Annotated in this window: 13 protein-coding genes; 6 read left to right on the top strand and 7 right to left on the bottom strand. The window is 41.4% G+C overall.

Annotation, left to right across the window (positions count from 1 at the left end; translation table 11 throughout):
* Positions 1–157: 157 nt before the first annotated feature.
* On the bottom strand, positions 158–1,060 hold the full coding sequence (locus tag AC1DG9_RS13665; RefSeq protein WP_337716558.1) for a DUF6268 family outer membrane beta-barrel protein: 903 nt from the start codon (positions 1,058–1,060) through the stop codon (positions 158–160).
* A gap of 328 nt (positions 1,061–1,388) precedes the next feature.
* Between AC1DG9_RS13665 and AC1DG9_RS13660 the strand changes: the two genes are divergently transcribed.
* Positions 1,389–2,219 (top strand): sensor histidine kinase, encoded by an 831-nt coding sequence (locus AC1DG9_RS13660; RefSeq protein WP_477622371.1) that lies wholly within the window; start codon positions 1,389–1,391, stop codon positions 2,217–2,219.
* Between the two features lie 4 nt (positions 2,220–2,223).
* On the top strand, positions 2,224–2,976 hold the full coding sequence (locus AC1DG9_RS13655) for a LytR/AlgR family response regulator transcription factor (protein WP_337716554.1): 753 nt from the start codon (positions 2,224–2,226) through the stop codon (positions 2,974–2,976).
* Between the two features lie 21 nt (positions 2,977–2,997).
* Here the strand turns inward: AC1DG9_RS13655 and AC1DG9_RS13650 are convergent, their stop codons facing one another.
* Positions 2,998–5,382, bottom strand: a complete 2,385-nt coding sequence (locus AC1DG9_RS13650; protein WP_337716552.1) for an ABC transporter permease — start codon at positions 5,380–5,382, stop codon at positions 2,998–3,000.
* Positions 5,383–5,630: 248 nt separating this feature from the next.
* On the opposite strand from AC1DG9_RS13650, the gene AC1DG9_RS13645 reads away from it, so the two are divergent.
* From AC1DG9_RS13645 to AC1DG9_RS13635, 3 genes are read left to right on the top strand one after another with little or no spacing between them, the layout of a single operon-like run.
* Positions 5,631–6,440 carry an SDR family oxidoreductase gene (locus tag AC1DG9_RS13645; RefSeq protein WP_288878993.1) on the top strand — a complete coding sequence of 270 codons (810 nt, stop codon included), beginning with the start codon at positions 5,631–5,633 and terminating at the stop codon, positions 6,438–6,440.
* 4 nt (positions 6,441–6,444) lie between these two features.
* Positions 6,445–7,362: a helix-turn-helix domain-containing protein gene (locus tag AC1DG9_RS13640; protein WP_172659779.1), complete on the top strand. Its 918-nt coding sequence runs from the start codon at positions 6,445–6,447 to the stop codon at positions 7,360–7,362.
* A 9-nt stretch (positions 7,363–7,371) separates the two neighbouring features.
* A complete protein-coding gene (locus AC1DG9_RS13635; RefSeq protein WP_288878991.1) occupies positions 7,372–7,704 on the top strand; it encodes a nuclear transport factor 2 family protein in 333 nt (110 codons plus the stop codon).
* Positions 7,705–7,715: 11 nt separating this feature from the next.
* Here the strand turns inward: AC1DG9_RS13635 and AC1DG9_RS13630 are convergent, their stop codons facing one another.
* The gene (locus AC1DG9_RS13630; protein WP_172659777.1) at positions 7,716–8,246 is read right to left on the bottom strand and encodes an NAD(P)H-dependent oxidoreductase; all 531 of its coding nucleotides are present in this window, start codon (positions 8,244–8,246) and stop codon (positions 7,716–7,718) included.
* 158 nt (positions 8,247–8,404) lie between these two features.
* Between AC1DG9_RS13630 and AC1DG9_RS13625 the strand changes: the two genes are divergently transcribed.
* Positions 8,405–8,764, top strand: coding sequence for a winged helix-turn-helix transcriptional regulator (locus AC1DG9_RS13625; RefSeq protein WP_288878990.1), 360 nt, complete (start codon positions 8,405–8,407; stop codon positions 8,762–8,764).
* Between the two features lie 63 nt (positions 8,765–8,827).
* On the opposite strand, the gene AC1DG9_RS13620 is transcribed toward AC1DG9_RS13625, so the two are convergent.
* From AC1DG9_RS13620 to AC1DG9_RS13605, 4 genes are all read right to left on the bottom strand, one after another.
* Positions 8,828–10,030 carry an alpha/beta hydrolase-fold protein gene (locus tag AC1DG9_RS13620; protein ID WP_337716550.1) on the bottom strand — a complete coding sequence of 401 codons (1,203 nt, stop codon included), beginning with the start codon at positions 10,028–10,030 and terminating at the stop codon, positions 8,828–8,830.
* A gap of 198 nt (positions 10,031–10,228) precedes the next feature.
* Positions 10,229–12,652, bottom strand: coding sequence for a TonB-dependent receptor domain-containing protein (locus tag AC1DG9_RS13615; protein WP_477634748.1), 2,424 nt, complete (start codon positions 12,650–12,652; stop codon positions 10,229–10,231).
* Positions 12,642–13,988: an HTTM domain-containing protein gene (locus tag AC1DG9_RS13610; protein ID WP_337716548.1), complete on the bottom strand. Its 1,347-nt coding sequence runs from the start codon at positions 13,986–13,988 to the stop codon at positions 12,642–12,644. The genes AC1DG9_RS13615 and AC1DG9_RS13610 overlap by 11 nt, the downstream gene beginning before the upstream one ends.
* Positions 13,978–15,044, bottom strand: a 1,067-nt coding sequence (locus AC1DG9_RS13605) for an imelysin family protein (protein ID WP_477634747.1), incomplete at its 5' end; no start/stop codon positions are given. The genes AC1DG9_RS13605 and AC1DG9_RS13610, both read right to left, overlap by 11 nt.

Below are 15,044 nucleotides of genomic sequence, written 5' to 3'. Positions count from 1 at the left end.
CATATTATAAACGAAAAGTTCAGGAGGGAAAGAACAAGATGAGCGTTTTAAATGCGGTAAGAAACAAAATCATCCATAGGATATTCGCTGTAATAAAAAACCAAACCATCTATAAAAATGATTTGGTTTTGTCATAGAAATCGAGATGACGACGGCCCTAAAACCCAATCTGCAACCCTGCTGAAGCATACGCCGATGCCTTAAAAGAATACCCTTTATCCTGAAAAATCGTCTTTAAACTTCTATTCGTTATTTGTGCCGTCCGCGTAGCATTTAATCCAAAAGTGAGCGGTATAGAAACACGTTTCCCTATCTTTATTTCCGGACGCAATCCCAGAACAACATACTGGTGGGTAAATATCTTATCCTTTCCTTCCTGTTCCAATAAAGCCATCTGTCCGTTAATCTCCGTTACAAAACTTAGCCTTAAGTTTTTATTGACATTGTAGCCTGCCGACATTTCAAGACCGTCCTTCAGCGAAATATGAACACTATAACGTCCGGATGTGGTCCAGTTGAGGTAAAAAGCAGGAAATAGCATCGGAAATCCGAAAGAGTTATTGATAGCAAGACCACCTCCCAAATCCAGATTCGGCCTCAAATGACGAATGAAAACAACACTGGCACTAGCCAATGTATTTTTATACCTGATTTGCGACAATTTAGTACTTGGCATAAAAATTCCGCCACCTATCCCCGCTTTCAGTGACCACCTATCATTTAATGGCCGCTGATAATTAAGACTTAAACCCAGATTCAAAATCTCATTAATAACCAATGGTTCAGTAAAATTCCTATTATTAAGCTTAACATATGCCCCGCCTCCGCTAATAGACCACATCGTAGGGCGGTTTTTCTCATTCAACTTCATCGAGAGAGGAATGTTTATACCTCCCTGATAAACCATTGCTGAACCCTTACTATTCCCTATCGTCTGACTAGAGTCGCCTTCTGTTACCTGATACTTTGACGTCCCAAAATATTCAGTCTTGAAAAAAACCTGTGCACTGATGTTTGTACAAGTCACGCTTATAAAAACACAAATCAATAATAATCTCATAATTTTAATATATAGAAGACGTTTTTTACGTCTGTTGAGACAAATATCAAAGGGATTCCGGCGCGTCGAAAATAGTTTTGACCGATGGGCGTTTCGCTTTGACGCCTGGTAATTGTCTATAGATTAATACCCTTAACTTTGTGGCATGACACTTTTGAAAAACTACGATCGGTTTGTTATCCTCATATGGATATTCCTAACCATTGTCTTTGGCTTTCGATACATACCCGACTCATCTATTGTGGAAGGTGGCTTGTTGGCATTATGCGTCATGTCCTGCGTATACCCATTTACCACATACTTAAGCAAAAACCTGTTACAAAAAGCAATGAGACAAAAAAAGATGCTTTTGTTCGTCGGGCAGTTTTTTCTTGTGTCAGCCATATCTGCCATTTTTATACCTGCAATTCTTTATGGTTTTCTTTATTTAGAAGAAAGCGGCATTTTTCCTCCATCCGAGTTATTATTGGGGAGGAGTGTATTTGGCATAATGTACATAAATGCTTTACTGGTGGCCTTATTCGTTAATTTTGGATTTTGCGGATTGAGGTTCTATGAGGAAAACATGAAACTGCATGAAGCCTTGGTTCAGTCCCAATTACAAATACTTCATCAGCAAATCAATCCTCATTTCATGTTTAATGTACTAAATCACATCAACATACTAATGCTGGAAGATGTAGATCTGGCCTCTTCATTATTAATAAAATATTCTAAAATACTTCGTCATCAACTCAACAGCGAGAAAAACAGAAAAGTAAGCATAGAGCAGGAAGTTCAATTCTTAAAGGACTTTATTGATATAGAAAAAGTACGCTGGGGAAACGAGCTGACCATAAATTGTTCCTGGAAGGTCGAAGATAACGACAGGGAATTCCCCCCTTTGTTGTTGATTACATTTATAGAAAATGCCTTTAAACATGTTTCTCGTGGCATATCAGAGGCTTATGTAAAGATAAATTTTGAGCAGACAGCAAAGTCGGTTTGCCTGGAAATCGAAAACTCCAAATCGAATATTCAACAGGAAAAAGACAGCGTTTCGGGATTAGGACTAGACAACATTAGAAAACGTTTAGATATTCTTTATGCCAACGATTATAGCTTGACAATCAAGGATTCTGAAACAACTTATTATACAAAACTGGTGATCAAAATATAGAATTATGGCAGAGATACTACCGAAACAAACAAATAGTCCGCTACTAAGATGTTTAGTTGTGGATGATGAGCCCGTCGCAATTAAAGGGGTGGTCAACTTCATTAACCAGTTGGATTTTCTTGAGGTCGTAGATACCTGCACCTCTGCAATGAAGGCAACAGAGATATTGAAAGTAAAGGAGATTGACCTGATGTTTCTGGATATTAACATGCCCATGCTGTCCGGGCTTGAGTTTTTAGAATCCCTGGACAAATCCCCACTCACCATATTAACCACAGCTTATTCAGCGCATGCACTGGAAGGCTTCAGGTTGAATGTTGTAGATTATCTGTTGAAGCCCTTAGAGTTTCAACGTTTCTTTCAGGCAGCAAACAAGGCATTGGATCTGTTTCAATCTCGTATCGTATTACAAAATAGTAAGGAAGGCTCCGACTCAGATATGTACATCAGACAAGGTGATACTTTCCGGCGAATAGTTTGGGAAGATATCCTATTTGTGGAAGGAATGCAGAATTACCTGAAACTGCACTTCAAAGATAAGACCTTTGTTATTCATCAGACAATGACCTCATTAGAGGAAATGCTCCCTAAGGATTCGTTCTTCAGAATACATGTATCCTACCTGATTAACATCCGTAAAATCGACGCCATTTCCGGAGGCCGGGTTTTTATTGACGGAAAACAACTCCCTATATCACGCCACAGAAAAGAAGACCTGCTTAAAACGGTAGTATATATTAAGTTAATAAGCAAGTAAGTGTTGCTGCTATCCAAAAAGCTACTGCGACCTCAAACTTGTCGCCGGATTCATCATCGCAGCCTTCACAGACCTGTACCCCACAGTCAAAACCGCCACAGTCATATTTACCAGAATTGCCAGTACAAAAATCCCTGCCCCAATACTGATCCTGTAAGGAAAATTCTCGAGCCAGTTATTCATCACCCACCAACCAAGAGGCGCAGCAACTACAAAAGCAATTAGCAGCAAACGGGTAAACTCCTTACCAAAAAGCCATACAATGCTCTGCACACTGGCGCCCAATACTTTGCGCACACCTACTTCCCTGGTTTTTTGAGCAGCCATAAATGAGATCAGTCCGTACAAGCCCAAACAACCGATCAGTATCGCAATACCGGCAAAAACCTGTATCAGATTCAATATAATCCGGTCGCGATCATAAAACTTAGCAATCCTATCATCCAGAAAATCATACTTATACACATTATTCGGGTACACCTTAGCCCATACGTCCTTCATAGCACCAAGCGTAGCATTCATATTTGCCATATTCACTTTTACCGCACAAGCACCGTAATTATCACGCAAAGTGGTAATATAAAGCGCATCAATACCCTGATGGAAAGACTTATTGTGGAAATCCTTAACCACACCTACCACTGTACCCTTATAACCATTCATCACCGCAGTTTGCCCAATAGCATCCTGATTTTTGGCCAACCCCAGCTTCCTTACTGTGGTTTCATTAACCAGAAACTCACGCACGGTATCCGAAGGCATCAAATTACGCCCGGCTAGGATTTGCAAATTGAACATAGAAGCATAATTGGCATCCCCCGCTTTTGTTGATATGCCAAAATCTTCGGCCTTTGGGCGGGAACCAAACTGAATACTAGTGCTCGGAGCGAATTCAGAAGCCGGCGCATCACCACAAAACGTCAGATTTTCCACCCCGGTTATTCCCGAAAGTCCGGCTTTAAGCGCACTGAGTTTAGTAATTTCATTATTTGGAACCGGAAGCATTACCACAGCATCCCTGCGGAAACCCATATCTGCCTGCCTAGAATAGCGCACCTGACCAGCCACCACAAGCGTACCGATAATCAGTAACTGACAAATAGCAAACTGCATAACCACCAAGCCCCTCCTCATAGAAATACCACCGGCATCTTTTTGCGACAATTTCCCCTTCAAAGCCAGCACAGGCTGAAGACCAGCGAGGATCAAAGCCGGATAAGAACCCGACAGCATGATCATAACAAGGAACAATGCGGGCAAAAACAGCAACATATATACATCGCTGAAAAGATGAAGTTTCACCTGCACATCAAACAACTGGTTCACATAAGGTAAGCTCAACTCAGCCATAATCAAAGCCACCACCATAGCCAGCATCGTAATCGCCGCAGTCTCTACTATAAACTGCCAGAACAGCTGCCAGCGCTGCACCCCCAGCACTTTCTTGATACCAATTTCAATAGAACGCTTCAACGCCTGCGCAGTGGCCAGGTTAATAAAATTCACACAAGCGGTGATGATCAGGAAAACGCCGATTAACGACAAAGCCCATAGATTTCTCTTTTCAACCGGACCATGCAAATTAGGATTAAAATGGATATCAGAAAGCGGTTGCGCCCTGAATTGAAAATACTTGGCATCTTTCGCATTGTAATGACTTTTGGACATGGCAATAAGGGCCTCTTTTATTCTGGCAGGCGTTACACCCGGTTTAACCAGGATAAAACACTGCAGACTTCTGCTCACACTAAACCACCAATCCTTTTCAACCATCCATGGACTATGTTGTTTCAAATGCTCAAAAGGCACGTAAATTTCTTCAGGCCGATCGGTATTAACAGGCAGATCTTTTAGAATCCCTGCAACTGTCACACTAAATATATTATCTACACGAAAGGTCTTCCCAATAGGATCTGCCCCGCCAAAATATTTCCTGGCAATGCGTTCTGTAATCAACGCCGTATTGGGCACACGCAATGCCGATTGCTTGTTTCCGCGGATCAATGGTAAGTCCAGGATATCAAGAAACTCTGGCTCAGCAAAAGCCAGACTTTCCTCAAACTTTGCTTCTGTGCCATTGGCCGAAGGAATAGCAATAACCCTGTCGGGAATAGCCGCCACACTTGCAACCTTTTCCGCAAGCGGATAATCACTTCTGAAGGTTTCCGCAAGCGGCGAAGTTACCCCAGTGCTATAAGTAGTCTCTTCACCATGAAATTCCGTAGTGATCCGGTAAACCCGATCGGCTTTAGAATGGTAGCCATCAAAACTCAGGTGGTATTTCACCAATGCAAATATCAGGACAGCAGAGGCAATCCCCAGTGCCAGGCCAAGCACATTAGTAAGTGCATATGATTTATTGCGCTTCAAATTCCGGAACGCGATCTTGAAGTAATTTTTCAGCATAGCTATATTTTTTAATCAAAATCAGCATTACAACAACATAGCCATAAGGTAAAAAATCCTTTTTTAAGCCACAAACGCCAATTTCACGGCAAATCACTTGTGCGAATATGAACACCACTGTCCGAAATCAAACAACCTCCTCCTCTCCACCATACCTCCGTCATTTTGGCTACTACATTCCTCAATATGGCCACATCCAGCACCCAACTTCTGTTGACTTTTGTATATCACATTTAAACAATGACAAAATGAAAAAAACAATTTTTATTACAGGAGCATCTTCAGGCTTAGGAAAAGCCGCTGCCAAACTGTTTCAAAGTAACGGCTGGAACGTTATCGCCACAATGCGCAATCCCGACAAAGAAACAGAATTGAATACACTGGAAAATGTAACCTTACTACCATTAGACGTTACCAATGTAGAACAAATTCAAAACACAGTAAAAGAAGCAATAGCAAAACACGATATCGATGTGGTATTAAACAACGCAGGCTACGGATTGGTAGGTGCGCTGGAAGCGATTTCAGATGAACAGCTCGTGAAACAAATTGACACCAACCTGTTGGGGGTGATCCGCGTTACCCAGGCTTTTGTAGCGTATTTCAGAGAAAAGAAAAGCGGATTATTCCTGACCACTACTTCTATTGGCGGCCTCGTAACTTTCCCTCTGGACTGTATTTATCACGCTACAAAATGGGCTTTGGAAGGTTGGAGCGAAAGCATGTCATTTGAATTAGGCCTTCACAACATTGGCATCAAAACCATCGCACCAGGCGGAATTAAAACCAATTTTGCAGGAGAATCTTTAGCTGTTGCTCACCACCCTGCCTACGAAGAAGGATTAGAAAAATTATTCGGTTTAATGAATCCCGACAATTTTGAGCCGGTAGAATTAATCGCCAAAGTGGTGTACGAAGCCGCTACCGATGGTAAAGATCAACTTAGATATGTGGCTGGAGAATTTGCCAATCAACTATATGCAAGACGTCTCGAGATTGGTGCTGAAGCAGCAGTAAAAGAGATGAACAAAATGGTGTTCGGAGAATTAGTAAATTAGCACAATGAGGAAAGAAGCAGACAATCTTTTGAGGATAAATTCTATTTCAGAACTGCACCGGATGCTGGGCTTACCTAAACCCCTGCATCCGTTGATCAGCCTTGTAGATAATTCCACAATGGTAATGAATGAAGCCTATATCAAAAGTTCTTTTGTGTTCAATTTCTACAAAATATCTTTCAAAAAGACATTGAAAGGAGTATTCGGCTATGGTCAGGGATACTATGATTTTGACGAGGGTGGTATGATATTTACCGCTCCCAATCAACTGATCTCAATTATTGGAGATGATAAAGAGTACGAAGGTTTTTCACTGCTTGTCCACCCCGATTTTATCCGGAATTACCCCTTATGCAAGAACATAAAGTCGTACGGATTTTTCTCTTACGAAGCCAATGAGGCATTGCACCTGTCTGATAAGGAAAAGACAACTATTTTGGGCGTTCTGGATAACATTCAGCAAGAATTAAATGGCACTATCGACGATTTCAGTCAGGACCTCATGATTTCTTATATTGAAGTATTGCTGAATTACAGTAATCGCTTTTATAAACGGCAATTCATTACCCGTAAAGCGGTAAACAATGATTTACTCGTGAAAATGGAAGATGTGCTGAGCAGTTATTTTGACAAAGAGGAACCACTGGACAACGGATTGCTTACCGTGGATTATCTCGCACAGCATTTAAATGTTTCGCCAAGGTATCTTAGTGATATGCTCCGTTCCCTTACCGGACAAAATGCTCAGCAGCATATACACGAAAAACTGATTGAAAAAGCTAAGGAATTTCTGTCAACATCCCATTTAACAGTAGCAGAAATAGCCTATCAGCTTGGTTTCGAGCACCCCCAATCATTCAGTAAAATCTTTAAAAAGAAAACCAATGTCACGCCGCTGGAATTCAGGGCCTCATTCAATTAAAAAACCGCAATGGACATCAAATCATTTATATCAGACTGGATTAATCTGAGCAATGCCCTCGATACCGATAAATACCTCCAGAAATATAACACAGATGCTATTTTAGACGATCCTTCTGTTGGCAGAAAATTTATTGGATACGCTGGCATCAAAGATTATTTTACAAGCTATTTTATCGGATACAATACACATACCCGATTGATAAAACTGGATATCAATAATAACGAAGCACATCTGGAGGTAGAGTTTACCGGCGAATTTCCAGAGGGAAAAATCGGCGGCATATTTGACATGACATTTAAAAATGGAAAGATAGCAACCGTAAAAGCAGATTTAATTTAAAAAACAGTTTTTCACATCCCTCCCAGAAAAGAAATATAGTCCTTCGCACTCTCTTCAATTCTTGCTTCAGTTGCATCATGCTCCGCCCCATAAAAAGCAAAAAGTGGTTTATAATCTGCTTTGATATAATCAAATGTCACTTCAAACGGAGCAGTCAGTTCTTTGAGCGTATATTTATACCTTCCTTCCGAATGGTAATCCTCTTCATTTATACCCGCAGCAATACCCAAAGCTATTTTCTTACCAGCGAGTTTATACCCACTGCCTTTACCATATGCCCAGCCATGCGTCAACACCAGATCCAACCATCTTTTTAAAAACGGCGGACAATTAAACCAGTAAAATGGAAACTGAAATATGATTTTATCATGTGCTGCGACCAGTTCTTGCTCATGTGCAACATCAATTTGTTCATCCGGATAAAGGGCGTGCAGATCATGTATGGTATACTTTTCAGGGTATTTATTTAATTCTTCAATCCATCGCTTGTTGATTACCGAATTTTCGAGATCCGGATGTATCACAATCACCAAAGTCTTCATGCTATAATTATTAAAAGTTATGCGTTTAAATTTGCACTGCAAAGATCAGGCTTATAACGCTCCGCTGAAATACGGGGGTAATTAATCCCTTAGTGATAAATTAATCCCTATGGACTTAAACCATCAGTTTAGTACTTTTGAATTTTATAGAAAGCCATATGTATCAGCGAAAAATTCCCATCGATTATAATTGCGGCCTTATTGTAGCCATGGAAGTGGTAGGCTCTAAATGGAAATTTTGCATACTTGATGAAATTTCAAAAGGAGAAACCCGTCCCAGAGACATCCTAAATGCAATAACCGGCATAACCAGACGCGTATTACAGCAACAATTGAAGGAATTAGAATTTCATGGAATGATTGGAAAAACAAGCTATGCTGAAGTCCCTTTGCGTGTAGAATACCACCTTACCGAAACCGGAAAATCCCTTCTCCCGCTAATCTCTGCCGTTGATAAATGGGGATTGGAGTTCGCTCCCCAGTTAAAAACCGTTCTGGAAACTCCCCCAACATCCTAGCACACTCGTCATTTTTCCTCGTCATCTCCTTTGGTTAATCAAGGAGATGACGACCCCTTTAGATTAGCCCTTCCCTTTCATTACTCCTGCCTTTTTATAAAAACCATCTGACAACTCCCTCTTCCCTAACTCCTTATAATAATCACCCATTGCCTCATAAGATTTATAACTATTCGGATAATTTTTCAAATTCAAATCAAGATACTTCTTTGCTCTGTCAAATTGCTTAGACCCCATCAGTTCATGAGCCACCGCATTTATCAACTCTCCCGGAGGGGCAACTTTATACCCTAATCTCTTACTAACCATCTCGTAATGCGCTGCCAGTTTTCCATCCTCACTGTAATCTGGAGCAAAGAACCCTGGGAAAGGAAAACTGATCCCATAAAAATTATAAATAAAACCCATGGCATCAATAATGCCTGGCAAAGCAACACCTCCATGATCGTAATCAGGGTAGTATTTCGATTGGTAGATCAATGGATGCGCACCTATTATCGATTTAATGTACTGATCAAAATTCCACTCTGAACGCATAGGTAAAGTTCTGAGATTCGTATCCGTTTTTAGCGCCTCAATCGACAAACTTTTGTCAACCGAATGTGCGATAGCAAGAAAAACACTAGTATTAGAATAATCAGCAAGGGTAAGTTTGTTTTTTACAGAATTGATCCAGTTTTCCTTTTCCCACCAGGTGGTCGGGTCGAGCACAACATGGTTCTGGAACAATCCCTTATGATTCAGTAGAGCATTGATAGCAGCCAAACCCCCAAGCGAATGACCTATTATGGTGCGATGCGGAGCTGCAGGACAAATGGAATCTATATGTGGAATAAGTTCTTTTTCTATAAATCCAAGAAACTTTTCACCATCACCAGAACTGGCTGCCATGCCGGCAGGAACAAGAGGAGGATTCGGCCAGTGTGTAGGACTCAAATCTCTCATCCGGTCGGTATTGACTATACCTACAACGATGACCTTTGGACTTGAAAAGTTCCCACTGCCTCCGCCTTTGCTTTCGGAAATTGCGGCTATCGTTTGAAAGTATGAGCCAGCGTCAAGAACATAAATAACAGGATACTTCTGATCCGGTGCAAATTCGTCTGCTGGAGTATCCGGAAGATGGACAAGAATCTCTCGCTTTTCGCCCAGTATCTTAGAATAGATACTGTCCCGAAAGCCTAAAATCATTAACTTCTTAGTTTGGGCGACTAAGAAGAATGTTGAACTTACAAATAGTCCGATGGTTAAAATTAGCGTTTTCATAACGCAATGATAGCACTTGATACTACATGCCTTAAACAAATGTGACGGAACCCCGAAAATATGTGACCAATTGAAGAATGAAGCTACAGAACGCTATTTTCCTATAAAAATATAACACTTCTTCTTCCTAACCCACTTCGTCATTCTTCCCGTCATCTCCTTTGATTAACCAAAGGAGATGACGGTGGCCGCCCCTCTTTACAACTTAACCTGCAGCGTTAAATAAAACGTCCTGTTATCAGACGGCAAAATACCCGGCCCGGGATAACCATCTGCCCTACGGGTAAAATACTTCTCATCCAGCAGGTTATTGATACTTCCAGATAAGGTAAACAACTTCCATCTGTAGGTTGCGCTAAGATCCATTACCTGATACGCAGGTACTACCCCATCAATTGCCCTATCTGATCTTTCAGCATTGGTCGCATCAGAATACTGTTTACCAACATGAGAAAACTGGTAAGCAACATCAAAAAGCTTATTCCCAAAAGAAACACCTGTACGAAATAAAATAGGCGGAACAAATTCAACCAGATTATCCTTTCGAACCGATGGGTCCAAACTGGTGATATATCTCGCATCTATCAACGCAAAATTGGTATAAACGCTGAGTTTATATTTACTGGTTCCTTTACTAATAGCCTTCAATAAATCACCTTMTATTAAGCTCTCAAACCCAATATTACGACTATCCCCTATGTTTTTCCTTAGGCGGTAGTTTTCCAGATTATCAGCGCTTTTTGTGTTTACTGAACCAATGCGTTTATTGTATTTCAGATAAAACAAGCTCAGGTCGTACCGCATCCAGGAGTTCACATGACCTCTTATACCGCCATCAATGGTATACCCCTTTTCATCTGACAGAGTAGAATCGACGCGGGCATTCGGATTGACAACCCTGATATCGTTGAAATTTACACTGCGATAGTTTTGTGATACATTGGCATACAGTTCAATGCCCTTCATAGGTTTATATGAAGTACCTAAACCAAAAAAGACGAAGGCCCGGTTATTTGTTTTCTTCTCAAAATTCTGGATGTAGTAAAAATCATCATAAGGACTTGATTTGGTGGCATAATACCCGTCTGCTTTAGTAGAAATAAACTCGAACCTCGCACCCGGAGTAACGCTCCATTTTTCAGTCAGCTGGAAAATATTCTCGGTAAAAACCGCCACATTAGTCCCTGGAAATTCATAACCGGAGCCACTCGGAAAGCTACCTGTGTATTTAAAAGTCGGGCCGCTGCCATCATCTGCATTCCCCTGATTGCGCAGGGTTAAACCCTTGTAAACCCTCACGCCCCCCAAAAAGGTACTAGGCTGATTGTTTACTAATTTATACTGATGAAGCAAACGTATCTCTGACCCAAAATTCTTAAAAGTATCGTCCAGTAAATCACGCTGACCTCCAGGGTCCGGTCTGTTGATATAACTTAGTATGCCTAGTGCCTGTCTGCTACCATGTAGATAATAGCTACGCCAGTTAATTTTCGTATGGTCATTAAACTCATAATCAAGGGTAACGCTAGCCAAATTCCAATCTACCTTAAACCAGTTTCGGGCGCGGTTAGACTGACTTGGATCAGCTTCAAATTCCTCATCAGTTAAGCCGCCCGGTAGCTGCGCCAGGTAATGCATGTAAGTGTATTCACCCGTTACTTTGAGCTTTGGTGTAAACTGGTAATCGAGGTGCAGATAAGCCCCATTCTGGTCAAAATGACTGTTTGGACGCCAACCATCACCACGTTTATATTGGTAGTAAGCATAATAATTCAGCTTTTTTACCTTGCCACCAATACTATTAAAAGAATTAAAAAATCCATAGGAACCTGCAGTTTGGCGACTGGTAACCTCCACCGGTTTATCTGCAGGGCCTTTTTTTAGCTGGAAATTTATCAGACCACCAAATTGTGTCCCATACTGCAAACTGGCAGCACCGCGGATAATCTCTATCCTGTCCAATGCTTCGGCAGGTGGTGTATAGTAACTTTCCGGGTAACCTAAAGCATCCGCGCTAATATCATAACCGTTTTGACGAGTGTTAAAGTTCGATACCCGACTTGGGTTTAATCCCCTGCCTCCAATGCCAAGCTGAAGTCCGCCACCATCATATTCAATAATGTTGATTCCCGCAACACGACTGTATATCTGCCGGGTATTGTTAGTGGCCAGGTTTGCATTCAAATTTCCTACATTAACCACCTCAGTTTTTTTCCCCGCATAAATGGCAGTTCCTTCTACCTGCCTTAAATTGCCCGATGCCATTCGCTGACTGCTATCCTGTACATTGACTTCGTTTAATTGTCTGGTATCAGCATCTTCTAAAGCGATGTTAAGGACAATATTGCCGTTAACGTTGATTTTTTTACGGAAGTTTTTTGCGCCTACCAGGCGAACAAGCAGCTCATATTCTCCGCCAGCAATTTCCTTAAACTCAAAATTACCATGCTCATCACACGCGGTCTTCAAGCCTCCGGGAGCCAGGCTCACAGTTGCACCACCGGCAGCCTGATCGTTGATTTGCACTTTACCATTAATGGTATAGTTTTGTGCAAACGCGTTTAAAAAACAGATATTAAACAGTACAAAAAGAAATATTTTACCAAAGGTGTTATTTTTCATCTTTAACAAGGGGTAGTATCCAGGTATAATGACGCCAGCTAAAAGGCTGTCTGGATAGATCAATAGTGGGGTTAGTAAATGGGCGCGAACGTTCTCCGTTCAGCGCCACGTAACATTCTGCATAAACAGCCGGATCTTTTAGCCCGCGCTGTTTGTATACCGATGCCAGATAATGCGCATAGCGCAAGATCAGATCGGGTTGGGTACTCATCATTTTATCCTGTAAAGGAGTAAGAAACTCATTGTTATTAACTTCATAAATTTTTCCGGTAGAAGGTTCTTTAACATAAAAAAAAGTATTGCCCGATTTTTCCATCAGCATTACACGCCACGAAAAACGGTAACCCTCTTCATACCAGAACAACTGACCGGGATAAGCTAAAAACCGTAAGGGAACAATTAATTGAACACAAAAATAGAAACCTAAAGCAACCATAAACATGCTGTTTACGCGCGCAGGCAAGTGATAAACACTATGATCGGAAGTAGTTTGTCCMGGGCTTTTAATTCGGTTCAGTAATTTTTGCTGAGCGGAAGAGCTGAAGAAAATATAGCTACAGATGATCATCACATAAGGGAACATCCCTATGCCGGGAAAAAACAAAGCTGTAGCCAGATGGAAGCCGATCACAAAAACATAGGCGATGGGACGGGTCTTCCGGTTAACTAAAAAGAAAGTGATAAAAAGATCATATAGTGCACCAAACCAACTGAAAAAATAAGCCACCCAGCTTTTGTACATCAAACCGCCGATCAGTGGCAGATGGCTTTTGGCAGGCAGCCAGATTTTCATGGGCGTAGCGTCCAGTAGCCAGTCAGGACTGAGTTTGGCAAGTCCTGCAAAAAAGTAAACCACTGCAATTTGCAAACGGATAATACCAACGGTCCATAATGGGACCATATCACGCCTTAAATCAGGCCATATTTTTACATCAATGGAAAAATACCGGTTTGCAGGAAGCCAGATCATTAAAAACCCAACCAGACTGATAAAATAATAGTGATTGAGATAGTTGGTCGCATCAATCATTTCAATATAGGTGAAGGACAGGAAAAAGACCACTGCTGTAATGCGGTACAGAAGTCCCGCAGCCATTCCCAGAGCTGAAACGCAAGCCAGCAAAAAAAGGAGGTGCATCCCGGTACCACCAAGTGGATGCACCCACTCAAACCCCCAGTAGTTAAAGTAAAACCGGGGCGTCACATATAAATCTGTTATCCATCCATTGAGCCAGAAACGCATAATTCCGGCAAACATCATTAACCCAAAAAGCACCCTGAAAATAACCAGCGGTGCAATAGATACAGGCTTCTGAAAACAATGATTAATCACCATCAGTATCCTGATAGGTAATACGCACGCCTGTTGCCGAAGCTACATCGGTCTTAATCAATGTCAATAGTATTTGTATCTCACGGTAAGCAGCCTCAATTTCTGTTTTCTTATTGGCCAAAGCAGTTGAGAACGGATCAGGTATCGCATTCAGTTTAACAATAGCTAAATCAAACTGTTTAATTACGTCATCACTTAATGGTTTCTTATTTAAAGCGACCAGGTAATCAGACATCCCCTTACCGCTATTGTTTCCGGTAAACATCTTTTTAAGGTTAGTCAGGTTTGCTACCGCCAGTGAAACAGATATCCCTGCGTGATAACCCTCTGTTTTATCCGGATATTGAACTCCTCCCGATTGTTTGCCAAATGGCCAGCCAATACGAGGTCCTTTCATCTGGTCCATTTCATAGGCGAACTGGTTGATCAGAAAAGCAATAGGGCTACCTGCATCAGAACGTGTATTTTGTACAAATTCTGCTTTGTAGGTATTTTTCCAGGTAGTAACTACACCACCGGTAAGCGTTTTCATTCGTGCAAGCAGATCCTGTACATATTTTTTACGGTTAGCAGCACTGCTACCACTGAATTTAGCCAATGCATCGGGAGCAAACAACACATAATCAAGCGAAGGAAAACCTTGCTGATCTATGGTGGAATTTTGCGTCAGGTCGTAAGTTCCACGGGTAATGTTTCCGTCAATTACTGCGTTATCTGCCGGAAACGTATTTAGAAAATTATTAAGTAAAACCCGCTCTGAAGGTCCGAACTGATTTACCGATACCTGCTCATATTGCAGATATGCAGTCTTAAATGCAACTTTTAAAGTTTGTTGGTTATCCGCATTCGGGGTGGCAAGAAACGTATTTGCAGTGGTTTCCAACTGGGTGATTTGGTCCTGTAGCCCCATATATGCAGGAATAATCAAATTGTCAGCATAGTTCGTTAGCATACCGGCTTTATCAAAGCCATCTGCTTTCGGACCATTATCTGTGCCCGATTTTTTAGAGCAGGCAACGATGAAAACTGTAATTGCCAGTATGGTGACTCCCATGCTGC

The sequence above is a fragment of the Pedobacter sp. 05L430 genome, from assembly GCF_056397585.1.
This window is presented reverse-complemented; position numbering and strand designations above follow the sequence as displayed.

What these genes read in the sequence shown, in the direction of transcription:
- AC1DG9_RS13665 (WP_337716558.1), bottom strand. Translation starts at nt 1,060, where the DNA reads ATGAGATTATTATTGATTTGTGTTTTTATAAGCGTGACTTGTACAAAC.
- AC1DG9_RS13660 (WP_477622371.1), top strand. Translation starts at nt 1,389, where the DNA reads ATGAGACAAAAAAAGATGCTTTTGTTCGTCGGGCAGTTTTTTCTTGTG.
- AC1DG9_RS13655 (WP_337716554.1), top strand. Translation starts at nt 2,224, where the DNA reads ATGGCAGAGATACTACCGAAACAAACAAATAGTCCGCTACTAAGATGT.
- AC1DG9_RS13650 (WP_337716552.1), bottom strand. Translation starts at nt 5,382, where the DNA reads ATGCTGAAAAATTACTTCAAGATCGCGTTCCGGAATTTGAAGCGCAAT.
- AC1DG9_RS13645 (WP_288878993.1), top strand. Translation starts at nt 5,631, where the DNA reads ATGAAAAAAACAATTTTTATTACAGGAGCATCTTCAGGCTTAGGAAAA.
- AC1DG9_RS13640 (WP_172659779.1), top strand. Translation starts at nt 6,445, where the DNA reads ATGAGGAAAGAAGCAGACAATCTTTTGAGGATAAATTCTATTTCAGAA.
- AC1DG9_RS13635 (WP_288878991.1), top strand. Translation starts at nt 7,372, where the DNA reads ATGGACATCAAATCATTTATATCAGACTGGATTAATCTGAGCAATGCC.
- AC1DG9_RS13630 (WP_172659777.1), bottom strand. Translation starts at nt 8,246, where the DNA reads ATGAAGACTTTGGTGATTGTGATACATCCGGATCTCGAAAATTCGGTA.
- AC1DG9_RS13625 (WP_288878990.1), top strand. Translation starts at nt 8,405, where the DNA reads ATGTATCAGCGAAAAATTCCCATCGATTATAATTGCGGCCTTATTGTA.
- AC1DG9_RS13620 (WP_337716550.1), bottom strand. Translation starts at nt 10,030, where the DNA reads ATGAAAACGCTAATTTTAACCATCGGACTATTTGTAAGTTCAACATTC.